Source organism: Roseicella sp. DB1501 (assembly GCF_013112485.1).
GTDB lineage: Bacteria > Pseudomonadota > Alphaproteobacteria > Acetobacterales > Acetobacteraceae > Paracraurococcus.
Window position 1 is genome coordinate 1 of the sequence record NZ_JABFHG010000025.1, and the last position, 16,439, is coordinate 16,439.

The following is a 16,439-nucleotide window of genomic DNA, read 5'->3' on the forward strand; positions in this document are numbered from 1 at the left end:
GAAACGGCTCCAGCCAGCGATCGAGATCGCCGCCGACGCCGCCCAATCCTGCCATCTCCACCTCTCACAACGTCCGTCAGCGACCAGATGGAGGTGGCAAGGCCTGACTTGAAGTGCCCAGGTAGTGTTAGAATGCCGCATGGACCAGGAAAAGCCGCCCGACCACCCGCAATTCCGGCTGCCCGACCCGGCGCTGGTGACGCGCACCATGTCCGAGGTGGCCGAACGCGGGCAGCGGATCGTGACCGACTTCCTGCGCCGCCAGGCGGAGGCGGAAGCGACGCCCGACCCGCTGAACATCGGCGGCGCCTTCCTCGACATGACGGCACGGCTGATGGCCAACCCGGCCCGGCTGGTCCAGGCCCAGCTCGGCTTCTGGCAGGACTACCTCACCCTTTGGCAGAACACGGCGCGGCGGATGCTGGGCGAGGCCCCCGCGCCGGTGATCGCCGAGGACCCGCGCGACCGCCGCTTCAAGGACGAGGCCTGGCGGGAGAACGAGGTCTTCGACTTCATCAAGCAGAGCTACCTGCTCTCGGCGCGCTACGTCCAGACCGTGGTTGGCGGCGTGGAGGGGCTCGACCCCAAGGCGGCGCAGAAGGTCGATTTCTACACGCGGCAATTCGTCGATGCGATGAGCCCCTCGAATTTCCTGCTGACCAATCCGGAGGTGCTGCGCCGCACCGCCGAGACGGGCGGCGAGAACCTGCTGAAGGGGCTGTCGCACCTCCTCGCCGATCTCGAGCGCGGCAAGGGCCGGCTGCGCATCCGCATGACCGACGACAGCAAGTTCAAGGTCGGCGAGAACATCGCGGTGACGCCGGGCAAGGTCGTCTACCAGAACGACCTCATGCAGCTCATCCAATACGGCCCGACCACCGGTACGGTGCTGAAGCGGCCGCTGCTGATCCTGCCGCCCTGGATCAACAAATTCTACATCCTCGACCTCCGGCCTCGGAACAGCTTCATCCGCTGGGCCGTGGACCAGGGCCACACCGTCTTCGTCACCTCCTGGGTCAACCCGGACGAGCAGCTCGCCCGCAAGGGCTTCGACGACTACATGCAGGAGGGCATCTACGACGCGCTCTCTGCCATCGAGCAGGCGACCGGCGAGCGGGAGATCAACGCCATCGGCTACTGCCTCGGCGGCACGCTGCTGGCGACGACGCTGGCGCATATGGCGGCGCGCGGCGACACGCGCATCAAATCGGCCACCTTCTTCGTGACCATGGTCGATTTCGAGGAGGCTGGCGAGCTCGGCGTCTTCATCGACGAGGAGCAGCTGCACTGCCTCGAGGAGCAGATGCAAAAGCGCGGCTATCTCGAGGGACGCGAGATGGCGACGACCTTCAACATGCTCCGCGCCAACGACCTCATCTGGTCCTTCGTGGTGAACAACTACCTGCTCGGCCAGGAGCCCTTCCCCTTCGACCTGCTCTACTGGAACGACGACAGCACGCGCATGCCGGCGCGGATGCACAGCTTCTACCTGCGCCGCATGTACCAGCAGAACGACCTGGTGAAGCCCGGCGCGATCGAGCTGCTGGGCGAGAAGATCGACCTGCGGAAGATCACGATCCCCTGCTACCTGGTCTCGGCGCGGGAGGACCACATCGCCCCCTGGAAGAGCACCTATCGCGCGACGCAGATCTATGGCGGCCCGGTGCGCTTCGTGCTCGCCGCCTCCGGCCACATCGCCGGCGTGATCAACCCGCCGGAATCCGGCAAGTACAGCCACTGGGTGAACGAGCAGCTGCCGCCCGAGCCGGAGGAGTGGTTCCGCAGCGCGACCGAGCTCGCCGGCTCCTGGTGGCCGGACTGGCAGCGCTGGGTGACGGCGCTCGGGCGCGAGCAGGTGCCGGCCCGCCTCCCCGGCGCCGGCAAGCTGCCGCCGATCGAGGACGCGCCGGGCAGCTATGTGAAGGTGATGGCGGTGGATTGAGGCGCGCGGCTCAGTAGCCGACGCTGGTATCGGCGCCGAAGCCGAAGGTCGAGCCGATATTGGCATTCGTCTCGCTCGGCTTGCCGCCCGGCCAGCCGCCGGTCGCGTCCAGCCGGGCCACCACCTGCGTCAGGTTGGCGCTGGCGATGGCGCATTGCGGCAGGGGGCCGAGTTCGCCCAGCCGCTGCACGCTGCGCTCGCCGCCCGGGCGGAACATCGGCGCCGGCAGCGCCGCCGCGGCGCGGGCCGCGTCGCCGCGGCGCAGCGCCTGCGCCGCCGTGACCAGGGCGCGGACCACCGGCTCCGGCGCCGCATCCTCGGCGACGCCGAGGGCATCGCGCAGTTCCGTGCGGGCGAGCAGGAAGTCGCGCCGCACGCTGTCCGGCACCGCCGCGTAGCGCGAGTCGCGCGGGATCGCGGCGGTGACGAATTCGAGTTGCGCCGCCGCCTGCGCCGCCTCGGCGGGCCGGCCGGCCAGGCCGCGCCCCTGATCGGCCAGGGCCGGGGTCATCGCCTGCATGGCGCCACGGATCGGGTCGGCGGTGTTGCTGGTCAGGGCCGAGATCGGCAGCAGCGGCGGCGCCTGCCGCATCTCCGCGCAGGCGCCGAGGCCGAGGACGAGAAGCAACGGACGGCGGGACAGCCGCGGGCGGAGGGCGGCATTGAGCGATTCGACCACGGCCTGCGCTGGCTCCTTCCCGAGACGTCCGACCCTAAAGCAGATCCCGCCGGGGTGGAATCTTTGAACCGTCCCTGCCCGCTGCCCTGCCGCGGCAGGCTGTGGCGCATCTCGAAACCAAGGCGAAGCACCGGGGTCGCCGCGAAGCGGTTTCGTGGGGGATTCAATAGCAGCCGGCAAGACGCGCCCGGCCGCGCAGCAGCGCCAGGACCGTCCGGCAGGTCGGCGCCGGCACCCCGGTGACCTCGGCCAGTTCGACGACGCTGCCGAGCAGCGCATCCACCTCCATCGGCCGTCCCTTCTCCAGATCCTGCAGCATGGAGGTCTTGTGCGCGCCGACCTCGGCGCCGCCGGCGATGCGCTTGTCGACATCGATGGCGAAGCGCACGCCGAGCGCCTCGGCAACCGCCTGGCCCTCCAGCATCATCTGCCGCGCCACGGCCCGCAGCTCGGGCTCGCCGGTGATGATGTCGAGCGTCGCCGTGGTCAGCGCCGAGAGCGGGTTGAAGGCCATGTTGCCCCAGAGCTTCACCCAGATCTCGTCGCGGATCTTCGGCCGCACCGGCGCCTTGAAGCCGGCCCCGACCAGGGCGGCGGCCAGGGCGGCGGCGCGCTCGCTGCGGCTGCCATCGGGCTCGCCGAGGCTGAAACGGTCGCCATAGGTGTGGCGGATCACGCCCGGCTCGATCACCTCGGCGGCCGGGTAGATGATGCAGCCGAGCACGCGCTCCGGCGGCAGCAGGCGGCCGACCTCGCCATCCGGATCGACGCTCGTCACCCGCCGCCCCTCATAGGGGCCGGCGAGCTTGTGGAAGTACCACCAGGGAATGCCGTTCACCGCCGAGACGATGGTGGTGCCCTCGCCGATCAGCGGCTGCATCTGCACCGCGGCGCCGGGCAGGGCGGGCGCCTTCAGGGTGATGAGGACGTAGTCCTGCGGCCCGGCCTCCTCGGCGCTGGCGACGCAGCGCGGATGCACCACGCTCTCCTGGCCTTCGCTGATCAGCTTCAGCCCATTGGCCTGCATGGCGGCGAGATGCGGCCCGCGGGCGATAACGGTGACGTCGACATCGCCCTTCATGGCCAGCTTCGCGGCCATCAGCCCGCCGATCGCGCCGGCGCCGAAGATGCAGAGTTTCATGACGGTGTATCCGGATCGGAGGCGGCCGCCGCGGCCGGGCCGCGGCGGCGCGAGGGAGGCGGTGCGCGGCGCGTCAGGCGGTGATGCCGAGCTTCTCCGCCAGGCCGATGCGCATCAGCTTGCCGGTCGCGCCCTTGGGGATCTCCGGCAGGAAGACGATCTTCCGCGGCACCTTGAAATCGGCGAGGTGCTTCGCGGCGAAGTCGCGCAGCTCCCGGTCGGTGCAGGCCGCGCCCTCGCGCAGCACCACCGCGGCCCCGACCTCCTCGCCCAGCATCGGATGCGGGATGCTGAAGGTGAGCGCCTGGGCGACCGCCGGATGCTCGGAGAGGATGCCGTCCACCTCCAGCGGGCTGACCTGCTCGCCGCCGCGCTTGATCAGCTCCTTCAGCCGGCCGGTCAGCAGCAGGTAGCCATCGGCGTCGAACATGCCCTGGTCGCCGGTGCGGAACCAGCCATCAGTGAAGGCCTTGGCATTGGCCTCCGGATTCGCCTCGTAGCCCTTGGTGACGTTGGGGCCGCGGATCACCACCTCGCCGATCTCGCCCTGCGGCAGGATGCGGCCGTCATCGGCCATGATCGCCACCTCCGGCCCGGCGGGCAGGCCGACCAGGCCGGGCTTCTGCGGCCGCGGCGGCAGCGGGTTGCTGCACATCTGGTGGCTGGCCTCGGTCATGCCATAGGCCTCGATCACCGGCGCGTTGAAAGCGGCGCTCAGATCCTTCATCGCCTGGGCCGGCAGGCTGGCCGAGGAGCTGCGCAGGAAGCGCAGCGGCGCCCGGCCGATGATCTCCCGGTTGCGCTCGGCGCGCTGCAGGATCGCCTGGTGCATGGTCGGCACCGCGGTGTACCAGCTCGGTCGCTCGGCATCGAGCCAGCCAAAGAATTTCAGGGCGTTGAAGCCCGGGGTGCAGATCACCGCGCCACCGGCCGCGAGCGAGGAGAGCGTCGCCGCGATCAGCCCGTGGATGTGAAAAAGGGGCATGACGTTGAGGCAGGCATCCTCGGGCGTCAGCGCCAGGGTGCGGGCGATGTTGGCGGCCGAGGCGGTGACGTTGGTCTGGGTCAGCGGCACGATCTTCGGTCGGGCGGTGGTGCCGGAGGTGTGCAGCACCAGGGCGATGTCATCCGGCTCCGTCTCGCCCGCTTGCGCGGCGCGGCCCGGCGTGCCGCCCTCCAGCGTGAACTCGCCCGCCGCCGCGCCCGGCACCAGCTCGACCACCGGCACGCCGAGCCGGGCGGCGACGGCCCGCGCCGGGCTCTCCATGCCCTGCTGGATCACCAGCGCCCGGGCCTTCAGGTCGGTGAGGTAGAACTCGAATTCCTCGTCCTTATAGGCGGGGTTCAACGGCGCGGTGGTGGCGCCGCAGGCGATGGCGACGAAGGCGGCCGCCATCTCCGGCCCGTTCGGCAGCACGATGGCGACGCGGTCGCTGCGGCCGATGCCGATGGAATTCAGCGCCGCCACCGTCCGCTCCGCCAGCGCCCGCAGCCCGGCATAGGTCAGGGAAGGCCGCTCTGGCGCCCGGATGGCGGGCCGCCCGGCCTCCCCGGCGGCGAGCAGTGCGGCAATGGTGCTGGCAGCGGTCATGACTCTTCATCCCCTCGCGGGCCTCGGCGAGGCCTGCTGTGCAACAGCCCTTCCGGGACGGCAAGCCGCTCCCCGCCGGAGGCGGAAGAAATTTGTGGCGTGTTTTACACGCTTTTCGTTGCTTTACCTGACTTTCGGCCCGAAGCCCGAGGCAAGGCCGGGACATGACAGGTGTTTCGGCAGCAGCAGCTTGCGCCCCTGGCGCATCCGGGAAGAGAGGGTATGACGGTAGCGACATCTCGCCGCTCGGTTCTTCTGGGCCTCGCCGGCGCCGCCGTCGCGGGCGGCGCGCAGGCCCGCGGCTGGGAGCCCAGCCGCCCCGTGCAGTTCGTGGTGCCCGCCGGGACCGGCGGCGGCGCCGACCAGATGGCGCGGGTCATCCAGGGCATCGTTTCCAAGCACGCGCTCATGCGCCAGCCCATGGTGGTGGTGAACAAGGCGGGGGGCGCGGGCGCCGAGGGCTTCCTCGAGGCCAAGGGCGCGCGGGGCAACCCGCACATGCTGGTCATCACCCTCTCCAACCTGTTCACGACCCCGCTCGCAACAGGGGTGCCCTTCAACTGGAAGGACCTCACCCCGGTCACCATGATGGCGCTGGACGAGTTCGTGTTCTGGGTGAATGCGAATTCACCCTGGCGGTCGGTGCAGGACCTCATCGCCGCGGCGAAGCAGCAGCGCCTCAAGATCGGCGGCACCGGCTCCAAGCAGGAGGACCAGATCATCGCCGCCGCCATCACCAAGGCGAGCGGCGCGCAGTTCACCTACGTGCCCTTCCGCGGCGGCGGCGAGGTCGCGGTGCAGCTGGTCGGCGGCCATATCGACGCCACGGTGAACAACCCGATCGAAGCGGTGACCCACTGGCGCTCCGGCGCGCTGCGGCCGCTCTGCGTCTTCGACGCGAAGCGCCTGGCCGATACCGGGAAGATGACCGAGACCCAGGCCTGGTCCGACATCCCGACCTGCCGGGAGCAGGGCCTCGACGTCGACTACCTGATGCTGCGCGGCATCTTCATGCCGGCCGGCGTGAAGCCGGAGCAGGTCGCCTTCTACGAGGGGCTCATGGCGAAGGTGCGCGAGACGCCGGAGTGGAAGGATCTCATGCAGCAGGGCGCCTTCAACACCACCAGCCTGACCGGCGAGGCCTTCGGCGCCTGGCTGGCGCGCGAGGACGAGCGGCACCGGTCGCTGATGCAGGATGCCGGCTTTCTGGCAAATCCGGCCTGAGGGATGGAGACCATGAGCACGACCACTCTCGATCTGGCCCCTGCCGCGGGCCGCAGCAGCCAGGGCGTCCGGCGGAGCGCGATGGAGGTGGCCACCTCCATCGCGCTCGCCCTGATCGGCGCGGCGGCGATCTGGGACAGCAGCCGGCTGGGCGCCGGCTGGGGCGCGGAAGGGCCGCAATCCGGCTACTTCCCCTTCTGGATCGGCCTCATCCTGGCCGGCACGAGCCTGGCCAGCCTGGTCCCCGTCCTGCGCGCCAGGGGCGCGGCGGCCGAAGCGATGTTCGTCACCTGGCCGCAGCTCCGCCTGGTGATGTCGGTGCTGATCCCGACGGTCTTCTACGTCGCCGCCATCCCACTGAGCGGCATCTACCTGGCCTCCGCGGCGCTGGTCGCTTACTTCATGACGCGCCTCGGCGAGTTCACCTGGCGCAGCGCGCTGCCGGCAGCCGCCGCGACGGCGCTGGTGGCCTTCGTCACCTTCGAGGTCTGGTTCCTGGTCGGCTTGCCCAAGGGTCCGATCGAAGAGCTGCTCGGCTTCTGACCGTCCGACGCCCCGCCCGGATACCCTCTCCCATGGAAGAAATCGGCCTCCTGATGCAGGGCTTCGCCGTGGCCCTGCAGCCCGGGAACATGCTGCTCATGCTGGTCGGCGTCGTGCTCGGCGTGCTGATCGGCGTGCTGCCCGGCCTCGGCGGCGCCAACGGCATCGCCATCCTGCTGCCGCTGACCTTCGCCATGCCGCCGGTCTCGGCGGTGATCATGCTCTCCTGCATCTACTGGGGCGCGTTGTTCGGCGGCGCCATCACCTCCATCCTGTTCAACATCCCAGGCGAGCCCTGGTCCGTCGCCACCACCTTCGACGGCTACCCGATGGCGCAGCAGGGCCGGGCCGGCGAGGCGCTGACGGCGGCCTTCACCTCTTCCTTCTTCGGCGCCTTCGTCGCGGTGGTGATGATCACCTTCGTCGCGCCGATCGTCGCCGGCTTCGCCCTGCGCTTCGGGCCGCCGGAATTCTTCGCGGTGATGTTCCTCTCCTTCGCCTGCTTCGTGGGCATGGCGAAGGGCTCGCCGCTGAAGACCCTCGCCGCGATGATGCTGGGCTTCCTGCTGGCCGCGGTCGGCATGGACACCGTGACCGGCCAGCTCCGCATGACCTTCGGCTCGGAGGAGATGATCCGCGGCTTCGACTTCCTGGTCGCGGTCATCGGCCTCTTCGGCATCAGCGAGATCCTCTGCTCGATCGAGGAGGGGCTGCACTTCCGGGGACAGAAGGCGAAGATCGACCTGAAGGTGGTGCTGCGCACCTGGGCGGAGCTGCCGCGGCACTGGTTCCTGGCGATCCGCTCGGCCGTCATCGGCTGCTGGATGGGTATCACGCCGGCGGGCGCCACCCCGGCCTCCTTCATGTCCTACGGCGTCGCCCGCCGGATGTCGAAGGACCCGGCCGGCTTTGGGCAGGGCAGGATCGAGGGCGTGGTCGCGCCCGAGACCGCGGCGCATGCCGCCGGCACCTCGGCCCTGCTGCCGATGCTGACCCTCGGCGTGCCGGGCTCGCCCACCGCGGCGGTGCTGCTCGGCGGCCTGATCATGTGGGGGCTGCAGCCGGGGCCGATGCTCTTCGTCGAGCAGAAGGAGTTCGTCTGGGGCCTCGTCGCCTCCATGTATCTCGGCAACGTCGCCGGGCTGCTGGTGGTGCTGGTGGCGGTGCCCTGGTTCGCCGCGATCCTGCGGGTGCCCTTCCCGATCATCGCCGCGCTGATCCTGACGGTCTGCGCCATCGGCGCCTACACGGTCAGCAACGCCGAGTTCGACATCGTGCTGATGCTGATCTTCGGCATCGTCGGCTATGTGATGAAGAAGCTCGACTACCCGCTGGCGCCGCTGGTGCTGGCGCTGGTTCTCGGCGATCGGACGGAAGAGGCCTTCCGGCAGTCGCTGCTGGTCAGCAATGGAGACCTCGGCATCTTCTTCCACAACTGGCTGAGCGGCGGGATCATGGCGGCCGGTCTCGCCCTGCTCCTCTGGCCGGCCCTCGCCTGGGCCCGCGGCGCGCTGGCCGGCGGCCCCCGCGCCCAGGCGGCATAGCGGGTGCTAGAGCGTGATCGCTTGAGGTGGACTCACCGAAAAGCGTGACTCACGCGATCAAACAACGGCCTGGACCATGATCCGCGACCCTGTGTGAGCGGATCATGGTCTAGCCAGGGGGAATGCCGTTCCCTTCCTCGCCAACGCGTGCCTCAGCGCCCCAGCGAGGCCCGGTGCCGCCCGGCCAGCTCCACGTAATGCGGCGCCGTGCGGTCGAAGCCAGCCCGCTGCTCCTCGGTCAGCACGCGCAACAGCTTGGCCGGATTGCCCATCCAGAGCTCAAGCCGGCCGATGCGCTTGCCCGGCGGCAGCACGCTGCCCGCGGCGAGCACGCCGCCCTCCTCGATCACCGCGCCGTCGAGCACCGTCGCCCCCATGCCGACGAAGGCGCGGTCCTCCAGCCGGCAGGCATGGATGATCGCGGCATGCCCGACGGTGACGTCGGCGCCGACGATGGTGGCGAAGTTGTCCGAGGTGGCGCGCCCGGAATTCACATGGACGATCGTGCCGTCCTGGATGTTCGAGCGCGGGCCGATGCGGATGATGTTGGTGTCGCCGCGCAGCACGCAGTGATACCAGACATTGGCGCCCTCGGCGATCTCGACATCGCCGATCACCGCGGCGGTCGCCGCCACCCAGGCGCCGGGCTGCAGCACGGGCACCTTGCCCTCGAAGGGATAGAGCGGCGGCAGCACCGCCGCGACCTGCTGATCCATGCGTCCTACTCCGCCGCGGCCGCGAGCCGCGTCTCGACCGGCACGCCGAGCATGAGGCCGAGATTTTGCACGGCAGCACCCGAGGCGCCCTTGCCGAGATTGTCGTAGCGCGCCGTGAGCACCGCCTGCTGCCGCGCCGCATTGCCGTGCACGCGCAGCTCCAGCAGGTTGGTGTTGTTCAACGCCTCCGGCTCCAGCTTCGCCTCGGCCGGGACGACGCGGACATAGTCGCTGCCGGCATAGCGCCGCGCCAGCACCGCCTCGATCTCCTCCGGCCGCGGCCGGCCCGGCAGCAGGTCGAGATGCAGCGGGACGCTGTCGATCATGCCCTGGCGGAAGTCGCCGACCGAGGGGACGAAGATCGGCCGCCGGGTGAGGCCCGAATAGAGCTGCAATTCGGCGATGTGCTTGTGCTCCAGCCCAAGCCCGTAGAGCTCGAAATCCGGCGCGGTACGGGCCTCGTAGGCCGCGATCATGCTGTTGCCGCCGCCGGAATAGCCGGAGACCGCATTGACCGAGACCGGAAAGTCGGCCGGCAGCAGCCCCGCCTCGATCAGCGGCCGCAACAGCAGGATGGCCCCTGTCGGGTAGCAGCCGGGATTGGAGACGCGCGCCGCCGCGGCGATCCTCGCCGGCTGTTCCGGCGAGAGCTCCGGCAGGCCATAGGCCCAGTCCGGATCCACCCGGTGCGCCGTGCTGGCATCGAGCACCTTGGGCGCCTCGGCGCCGAGCGAGGCGGCCAGCGCCGCGCTCTCCTTCGCCGCCGCATCGGGCAGGCAGAGGATGACGAGATCGACCTCGGCCATCAGCGCGCGGCGCGCCTCGGGGTCCTTGCGGCGGGCGGGGTCGATGCTGCGGACCGCGACATGCGGCAGCAGGTTCAGCCGCTCGCGGATCTGCAGGCCGGTGGTGCCGGCCTCGCCATCGATGAACACCGTGGGGATGCTGCCCTTGGCCATGGCGTGCTCTCCTCTGCCGCCCATTGACCGCGCAATGCGGCCGGAAATGCAAGAGGGGCGGACCCTGTGCGGGCCCGCCCCTCTCCGATGAACAGTCCTGTTGCGGACCGGCGCGTGACGCCGGCCCCCAGCGTCAGCGCTTGCTGAACTGGAAGGAACGTCGCGCCTTCGCCTTGCCGTACTTCTTCCGCTCGACGACGCGCGGGTCGCGGGTCAGGAAGCCGGCCTTCTTCAGGATGGAGCGCAGCTCCGGCTCGTAATTCGTCAGGGCGCGGCTGATGCCGTGCCGCACCGCGCCGGCCTGGCCGGACAGGCCGCCGCCGGTCACCGTCGCGGTGACGTCGAACTGCTGGTAGCGGTCGGCCACCAGGAAGGGCTGGGTGATCAGCATCCGCAGCACGGGGCGGGCGAAATACTGCACCACCGGCTTGCCGTTCACCTCGATCTGCCCCTTGCCGGGCTTCACCCAGACGCGGGCGACCGCATCCTTGCGGCGGCCGGTGGCATAGGCGCGGCCCCACTGGTCACGCTTCGGCTCGCGCGGCGCCGAGGACGCCTCGCCGGCGGCGGGCGTGCCCTGCACCAGCGTCTTCAGGTCGGCGAGCGTGCCGGTCGTCTGCTCGCTCATGCTCAGGCCACCTTCCGTGCGCCGCCAGCGGCGACATTCTTGCGGTTCATGCCGGCGACGTCGAGCGACGCGGGCTGCTGGCCGGCATGCGGATGCTCGGGGCCGGCATAGACATGCAGGTTCTTCATCTGGCGACGGCCGAGCGGGCCGCGGGTGATCATCCGCTCCACCGCCTTCTCGATCACGCGCTCCGGGTGCCGGCCCTCGAGCCGCTCGCGCACCGTGCGCTGCTTGATCCCGCCGGGATAGCCGGTGTGCCAGTAGAAGATGGACTGCTCGGCCTTCTGGCCGGTCACCCTCACCTTGCGGGCATTCACCACGACGACGTGGTCCCCGCAATCGACATGCGGGGTGAACTGGGGCTTGTGCTTGCCGCGGAGGCGGTTGGCGATGATGGTGGCGAGGCGGCCGAGCACGAGGCCCTCCGCATCCACCACCACCCAGGCCTTCTGCACCTCCGCCGGCTTCAGCGAGCGGGTCTGCGTCTGCAGCTGCGGCATCGTCCGAGCGGGTCCGGTCTGAAAGAGGCGCGCCTTATGACGGCTGGCGGTGCGCAGGTCAAGGCATAATCAGCATTTTAAGGCAACGGTATCATGATACCGCATCATCGCGGCCGGGACTGCCGGGGCCTGTCCGCCCATCCATCCTGCCGTCCTCCGCCGATAGCGGGACGCTCCATGTTCCGCCATGCCAGCCTCGGCGCGAGCGACATCCGGCGCGCCATCGCCTTCTACGATGCCCTGCGGTCGCCGCCCGGCCAGCGGGGCGGATGAGGGTGGACCCGGCCTCCGGCCGCACTACCATGCCGACCGTTGCGGGGCTTATATGCGCGACCCGGACGGCAAGACGCGCTGCTGCGTCTGCCATCGCCCGCCGGGCTGAGGCGGGTCGGCCGGTGCCGGGGCGGAGGAGCGGCGAGATGAGCACGAAACCACCCCAAGGCAGTCCCCCGAAGGGCCTCGGCCGCAACGTCGCCAATTACGGCGATCTCGACTTCGCCCTCTACCTGCGGCGCAGCTTCGCCGCCTCCATGGGCTATTCCCGCACGATGCTGGAGAAGCCCGTGGTCGGCATCGCCGACACGGCGAGCGACTACAACAACTGCCACCGCACCGTGCCCGAGCTGCGCGAAGCGGTGAAGCGCGGCGTGCTGGCCGCCGGCGCCCTCCCCCTCGCCTTCCCGACGGTCAGCCTCTGCGAGCCCTCGCTGACGCCCACCTCCATGCACTACCGCAACCTGATGGCGCTCGACACCGAGGCGATGCTCTCGGCCCAGCCCATGGATGCGGCGGTGCTGATCGGCGGCTGCGACAAGACGGTGCCGGCGCAGCTCATGGCGGCGGCCAGCGCCGATGTCCCGAGCGCCATGCTGGTCACCGGCCCGATGCTGGCGCAGCGCTTCGAGGGCGAGCGGCTGGCCGCCTGCACCGATTGCCGCCGCTACTGGGCGCGCTACCGCGCCGGCGACGTCTCGGCCGAGCGGATCGGCGAGATCGAGGGCAAGCTCGCCACCACCGCCGGCACCTGCGGCGTCATGGGCACCGCCTCCACCATGGCCTGCCTCGCCGCGACGCTCGGCTTCATGCCGCTGATGGCCGCCTCGGCGCCGGCGGTGCATGCCGACCGGCTGCGCATCGCCGAGGAGGCCGGGGCGCTGGCCGTGCAGCTCATCCAAAACCCCATCCGCCCCTCGCAGCTCATCACCCCGAAGAGCGTCGAGAATGCGCTGCGCGTCCTGCTCTCCCTCGGCGGCTCGACCAATGCGCTGATCCACCTGACCGCCATCGCCGGCCGCGCCGGCGTCGCGATCGACCTCCGGCGGCTCGACGCCCTCTCGGAGGAGACGCCGGTGCTGGTCGACCTGAAGCCGACCGGCGAGGGCTATATGGAGGATTTCCACGCCGCCGGCGGCATGGTCGCCCTGCTGCGGGAGCTGCGCGACCTGCTGCATCTCGACACCATCGACCTCTATGGCCGCACGCTGGCGGAGCAGATCGAGGCCGGCCCCGCCTTTGTCGACCGCACCTATATCCGGGCGCGGGAGGCGCCGGTCAGCCCGGTCGGAGGGCTGGTCGCGCTCTTCGGCAGCCTCGCCCCGGACGGCGCCATCCTCAAGCGCAGCGCCGCCACCCCGGCGCTGTTCGAGACCGAGGCGCGCTGCGTCGTCTTCGATGGGCTGGAGGACCTCGCCCGCCGCATCGACGATGACGGGCTGGAGGTGACGCCGCAGGACATCCTGGTCCTGAAGAATGCCGGGCCGCTGACCCCGGCCGGGATGCCGGAGGCGGGATACCTGCCGATCCCGCGCAAGCTCGCCCGGGCCGGGGTGAAGGACATGGTGCGGATGAGCGACTGCCGGATGTCCGGCACCGCCTTCGGCACCATCGTCCTGCACATCGCCCCCGAGGCGGCGGCCGGCGGCCCGCTGGCCCTGGTCGAGACCGGCGACCGGGTGCGCCTCTCGGTGCGGGAGCGGCGGCTCGACCTGCTGGTGGAGGAGGACGAGCTGGGCCGCCGCCGCGCCGCCTGGCGCCCGCCCGCCCGGCCGCGGCGCGGCTGGGACCGGCTGGTGCATGACGAGGTGCTGCAGGCGCCGGACGGCGTCGATCTCGGCTTCCTCCGCCCCGACGGGGAGTGACGGCAGGGGACCGGCCGCCGGGCCGGTCCGCGCCCCCGCGCGGAGCCCGCGCCGGGCTTGCATCCGCCGGCCCGGCACCTGATAGGGTGCAGCAGTCAAGTCCGGGTCCAAACCAATGCCGATCCTGAACCGTATTGCGGAATTCCACCCCGAGCTCACGGCCTGGCGGCAGGATTTCCACGCGCATCCGGAGATCGCCTTCGAGGAAGTCCGGACCAGCGGCATCGTGGCGGAGAAGCTGCGCGCCTTCGGCTGCGACGAGGTCCATACCGGCATCGCCGGGACCGGCGTGGTCGGCGTCATCCGCGGCCAGGGTGGAGGTGACCAGGGCGGAAGCGGCCGGGCCATCGGGCTGCGGGCCGACATGGACGCCCTGCCGATCGAGGAGGCGACCGGCCTCCCCTATGCCTCCACCATCCCCGGGAAGATGCATGCCTGCGGCCATGACGGGCACACCACCATGCTGCTCGGCGCCGCCCGCTACCTGGCCGAGACGCGCAATTTCGACGGCACCGTCTACCTGATCTTCCAGCCCGCCGAGGAGGCCGGCGGCGGCGGCAACGTCATGGTGCGGGAGGGGCTGTTCGAGCGTTTCCCGATGCAGCGCGTCTTCGGCATGCACAACTGGCCCGGCGCGCCGGAGGGCAGCTTCCTCTGGCGCAACGGCCCGGTCATGGCGGCGACGGCCAATCTGCGCGCGACCATCACCGGGAAGGGCGCGCATGGCGCGATGCCGCATCAGGGCAACGACCCGATCGTCATCACCTCGCAGATCGTCACCGCGCTGCAGAGCGTGGTCGCGCGCAATGTCGAGCCGGTCGAGGCCGGGGTGATCACCATCGGCCACATCCAGGGCGGCGACACCTGGAACGTCATCCCGCAGAGCGTCACGCTCCGCGGCACCGCGCGCTGGTTCAAGCCGGAGGTGGGCGACCTGCTGGAGGAGAAGTTCACCAGCCTCGTCACCGGCATCGCCACGGCCTTCGGCGCCGCGGCCGAGGCGGTCTTCGACCGTGGCTATCCCGCCGTCGTCAACGACCCCGAGAGCACCGAGCTGGCGCGGCGGGCGGCGCTCGCGGTCGCGGGCGAGGCGCGGGTGGTGGAGATGCCCCGCCTCACCATGGGGGGCGAGGATTTCTCCTACATGCTGAACGCCAAGACCGGGAATTACATCATGCTCGGCGCCGGCCGCGGCCCAGCCGACCCGCAGGTGCACCATCCCCGCTACGACTTCAACGACGCGGTGCTGCCGATCGGGGCGAGCTACTGGGCGATGCTGGTCGAGCAGCAACTGCCGCGCGGCTAGGACATTTTCCGCTCACACGGGTTCGCGGATCATGGTCCAGGCCGTCGAACGCCTGCCAAACCCGTCGCTTCCCGTTGCCCTGCCGCGGCTTCGCCGCGGCAGGCTGTGACGCATCAAGGTCCAGGAGCGAATCACGGGGCCCCCACGAAGGCGCGAAGCGACATCGTGGGGAATTCACTCGGCGGGCGCCGGCTCCCGCCGCTCGAGGGCCGGGTCGTGGCCCATCGCCAGCACCAGGATGCCGGCCGCGAGCGGCAGGGCGGCGAGGGCCAGCAGCGCCATGGCGAAGCTGCCGGTGCTTTCCTTCACCCAGCCCACCGCATAGGGCCCGACGAAGCCCGCCAGGTTGCCGATCGAGTTGATCAGCGCGATGCCGCCCGCCGCGGCGCTGCCCGAGAGCAGCGCGGTCGGCAGCGTCCAGAAGGGCGGCAGGCAGCCGAAAATGCCGAGCGCGCCGATGCTCAGCACCAGCATCACCATCACCGGGTCGCTCAGCATGGCGCAGGCGCCGAGGCCGGCCGCCGCCAGGATCGCTGCCCCGGCGGTGTGCCAGACCCGCTCGCCCGTGCGGTCCGAGCTGCGGCCCCAGAGCACCATGGCGACGGCGCCGAAGGCATAGGGGATGGCGGTGACGAAGCCGGTGGCGAGGTTGCTCAGCCCGAAGCCCTTGACGATCTGCGGTAGCCAGAAGGACAGGCCGTAATTCGCGGCGACCACGCCGAAATAGACCAAGCCAAGGCCGATCACCCGCGGATGGCGCAGCGCCTCGCCGAGGGTGAAGTGCACCACCGCCTCCTTGCTCTGCCGCTCCTGCTCGAGCCGGTTCGCCAGCCATTCGCGCTGCGCCGGCTCCAGCCATTGCGCATCGGCCGGCTTGTCGGTGAGGTAGAACAGCACCACGCCGGAGAGCAGCACCGCCGGGACCGCCTCGATGATGAAGAGCCACTGCCAGCCATCGAGGCCCATCACGCCGTGCAGGCCGAGCAGCATGCCGGAGATCGGCGCGCCGATGACCGTCGAGATCGGGATGGCGACCATGAAGGCGCCGACGATGCCGGCCCGGTAGGTCGCCGGGAACCAGTAGGTCAGGTAGAGGATGATGCCCGGGAAGAACCCGGCCTCGGCGATGCCGAGCAGGAAGCGGACGAGGTAGAGGCTCCACTCGCCCTGCACCAGCGCCATGCAGCCCGAGAGGATGCCCCAGGTGATCATGATGCGGGCGATCCAGCGCCGCGCGCCGACCTTCTCCAGGATGACGTTGCTCGGCACCTCGAAGAGGAAATAGGCGAGGAAGAAGATGCCCGCGCCCCAGGCATAGGCGGTGGGGCTGAGGCCGAGGGCCTTGTTCATCTCGAGCGCGGCGAAGCCGACATTCACCCGGTCGAGATAGGCAATGAAGTAACAGAGCATCAGGAACGGGACCAGGCGGCGCGACACGCGCGCCATCGTCTCACGTTCCAGCGCCGAGGTGGTGCTGGCGGACATGCGTCTCTTCTCCCTGCGCCCCGGCGCCACTGCGGCGCCGGGC

The 16,439-nt window shown here is 70.4% G+C and carries 14 protein-coding genes; 6 read left to right on the forward strand and 8 right to left on the reverse strand.

The genetic code is table 11. The features are described 5' to 3' along the window. Positions 1–139: 139 nt before the first annotated feature. Complete coding sequence (locus tag HJG45_RS27280; protein ID WP_171617034.1) at positions 140–1,942, forward strand: alpha/beta hydrolase; 1,803 nt, start codon at positions 140–142, stop codon at positions 1,940–1,942. Between the two features lie 10 nt (positions 1,943–1,952). Here the strand turns inward: HJG45_RS27280 and HJG45_RS27285 are convergent, their stop codons facing one another. The 3 genes from HJG45_RS27285 to HJG45_RS27295 form a co-directional block, all read right to left on the reverse strand. Beyond that, positions 1,953–2,621 (reverse strand): hypothetical protein, encoded by a 669-nt coding sequence (locus HJG45_RS27285; RefSeq protein WP_171617036.1) that lies wholly within the window; start codon positions 2,619–2,621, stop codon positions 1,953–1,955. Positions 2,622–2,784: 163 nt separating this feature from the next. Then, complete coding sequence (locus tag HJG45_RS27290; RefSeq protein ID WP_171617038.1) at positions 2,785–3,762, reverse strand: 2-dehydropantoate 2-reductase; 978 nt, start codon at positions 3,760–3,762, stop codon at positions 2,785–2,787. Between the two features lie 73 nt (positions 3,763–3,835). Then, complete coding sequence (locus HJG45_RS27295) at positions 3,836–5,353, reverse strand: acyl--CoA ligase (RefSeq protein ID WP_171617040.1); 1,518 nt, start codon at positions 5,351–5,353, stop codon at positions 3,836–3,838. 222 nt (positions 5,354–5,575) lie between these two features. Here HJG45_RS27295 and HJG45_RS27300 point away from each other — a divergent pair, with 222 nt between their 5' ends. The 3 genes from HJG45_RS27300 to HJG45_RS27310 are packed head-to-tail and all read left to right on the forward strand — an operon-like array spanning position 5,576 to position 8,664. Next, positions 5,576–6,577 (forward strand): tripartite tricarboxylate transporter substrate binding protein, encoded by a 1,002-nt coding sequence (locus HJG45_RS27300; RefSeq protein WP_171617042.1) that lies wholly within the window; start codon positions 5,576–5,578, stop codon positions 6,575–6,577. 12 nt (positions 6,578–6,589) lie between these two features. After that, positions 6,590–7,120 (forward strand): tripartite tricarboxylate transporter TctB family protein, encoded by a 531-nt coding sequence (locus HJG45_RS27305; protein WP_171617044.1) that lies wholly within the window; start codon positions 6,590–6,592, stop codon positions 7,118–7,120. 32 nt (positions 7,121–7,152) lie between these two features. Next, entirely contained in the window at positions 7,153–8,664 is a 1,512-nt protein-coding gene (locus HJG45_RS27310) for a tripartite tricarboxylate transporter permease (protein ID WP_171617046.1), read from the forward strand. Between the two features lie 152 nt (positions 8,665–8,816). Here HJG45_RS27310 and HJG45_RS27315 read toward each other — a convergent pair whose 3' ends face one another. From HJG45_RS27315 to rplM, 4 genes are all read right to left on the reverse strand, one after another. After that, on the reverse strand, positions 8,817–9,380 hold the full coding sequence (locus HJG45_RS27315) for a gamma carbonic anhydrase family protein (RefSeq protein WP_171617048.1): 564 nt from the start codon (positions 9,378–9,380) through the stop codon (positions 8,817–8,819). 5 nt (positions 9,381–9,385) lie between these two features. Next, positions 9,386–10,339, reverse strand: coding sequence for an N-acetyl-gamma-glutamyl-phosphate reductase (gene argC, locus HJG45_RS27320; protein WP_171617050.1), 954 nt, complete (start codon positions 10,337–10,339; stop codon positions 9,386–9,388). A 133-nt stretch (positions 10,340–10,472) separates the two neighbouring features. After that, complete coding sequence (gene rpsI, locus HJG45_RS27325) at positions 10,473–10,967, reverse strand: 30S ribosomal protein S9 (protein WP_171617052.1); 495 nt, start codon at positions 10,965–10,967, stop codon at positions 10,473–10,475. A gap of 2 nt (positions 10,968–10,969) precedes the next feature. Beyond that, positions 10,970–11,467, reverse strand: a complete 498-nt coding sequence (rplM, locus tag HJG45_RS27330) for a 50S ribosomal protein L13 (protein WP_171617054.1) — start codon at positions 11,465–11,467, stop codon at positions 10,970–10,972. A 419-nt stretch (positions 11,468–11,886) separates the two neighbouring features. Between rplM and HJG45_RS27335 the strand changes: the two genes are divergently transcribed. Together HJG45_RS27335 and HJG45_RS27340 are read left to right on the forward strand one after the other, a co-directional pair. Continuing rightward, a complete protein-coding gene (locus tag HJG45_RS27335; protein WP_171617056.1) occupies positions 11,887–13,605 on the forward strand; it encodes a dihydroxy-acid dehydratase in 1,719 nt (572 codons plus the stop codon). A gap of 115 nt (positions 13,606–13,720) precedes the next feature. Then, entirely contained in the window at positions 13,721–14,911 is a 1,191-nt protein-coding gene (locus tag HJG45_RS27340; RefSeq protein ID WP_171617058.1) for a M20 aminoacylase family protein, read from the forward strand. Positions 14,912–15,085: 174 nt separating this feature from the next. On the opposite strand, the gene HJG45_RS27345 is transcribed toward HJG45_RS27340, so the two are convergent. Continuing rightward, the gene (locus HJG45_RS27345; protein ID WP_171617060.1) at positions 15,086–16,396 is read right to left on the reverse strand and encodes an MFS transporter; all 1,311 of its coding nucleotides are present in this window, start codon (positions 16,394–16,396) and stop codon (positions 15,086–15,088) included. Positions 16,397–16,439: the final 43 nt, after the last annotated feature.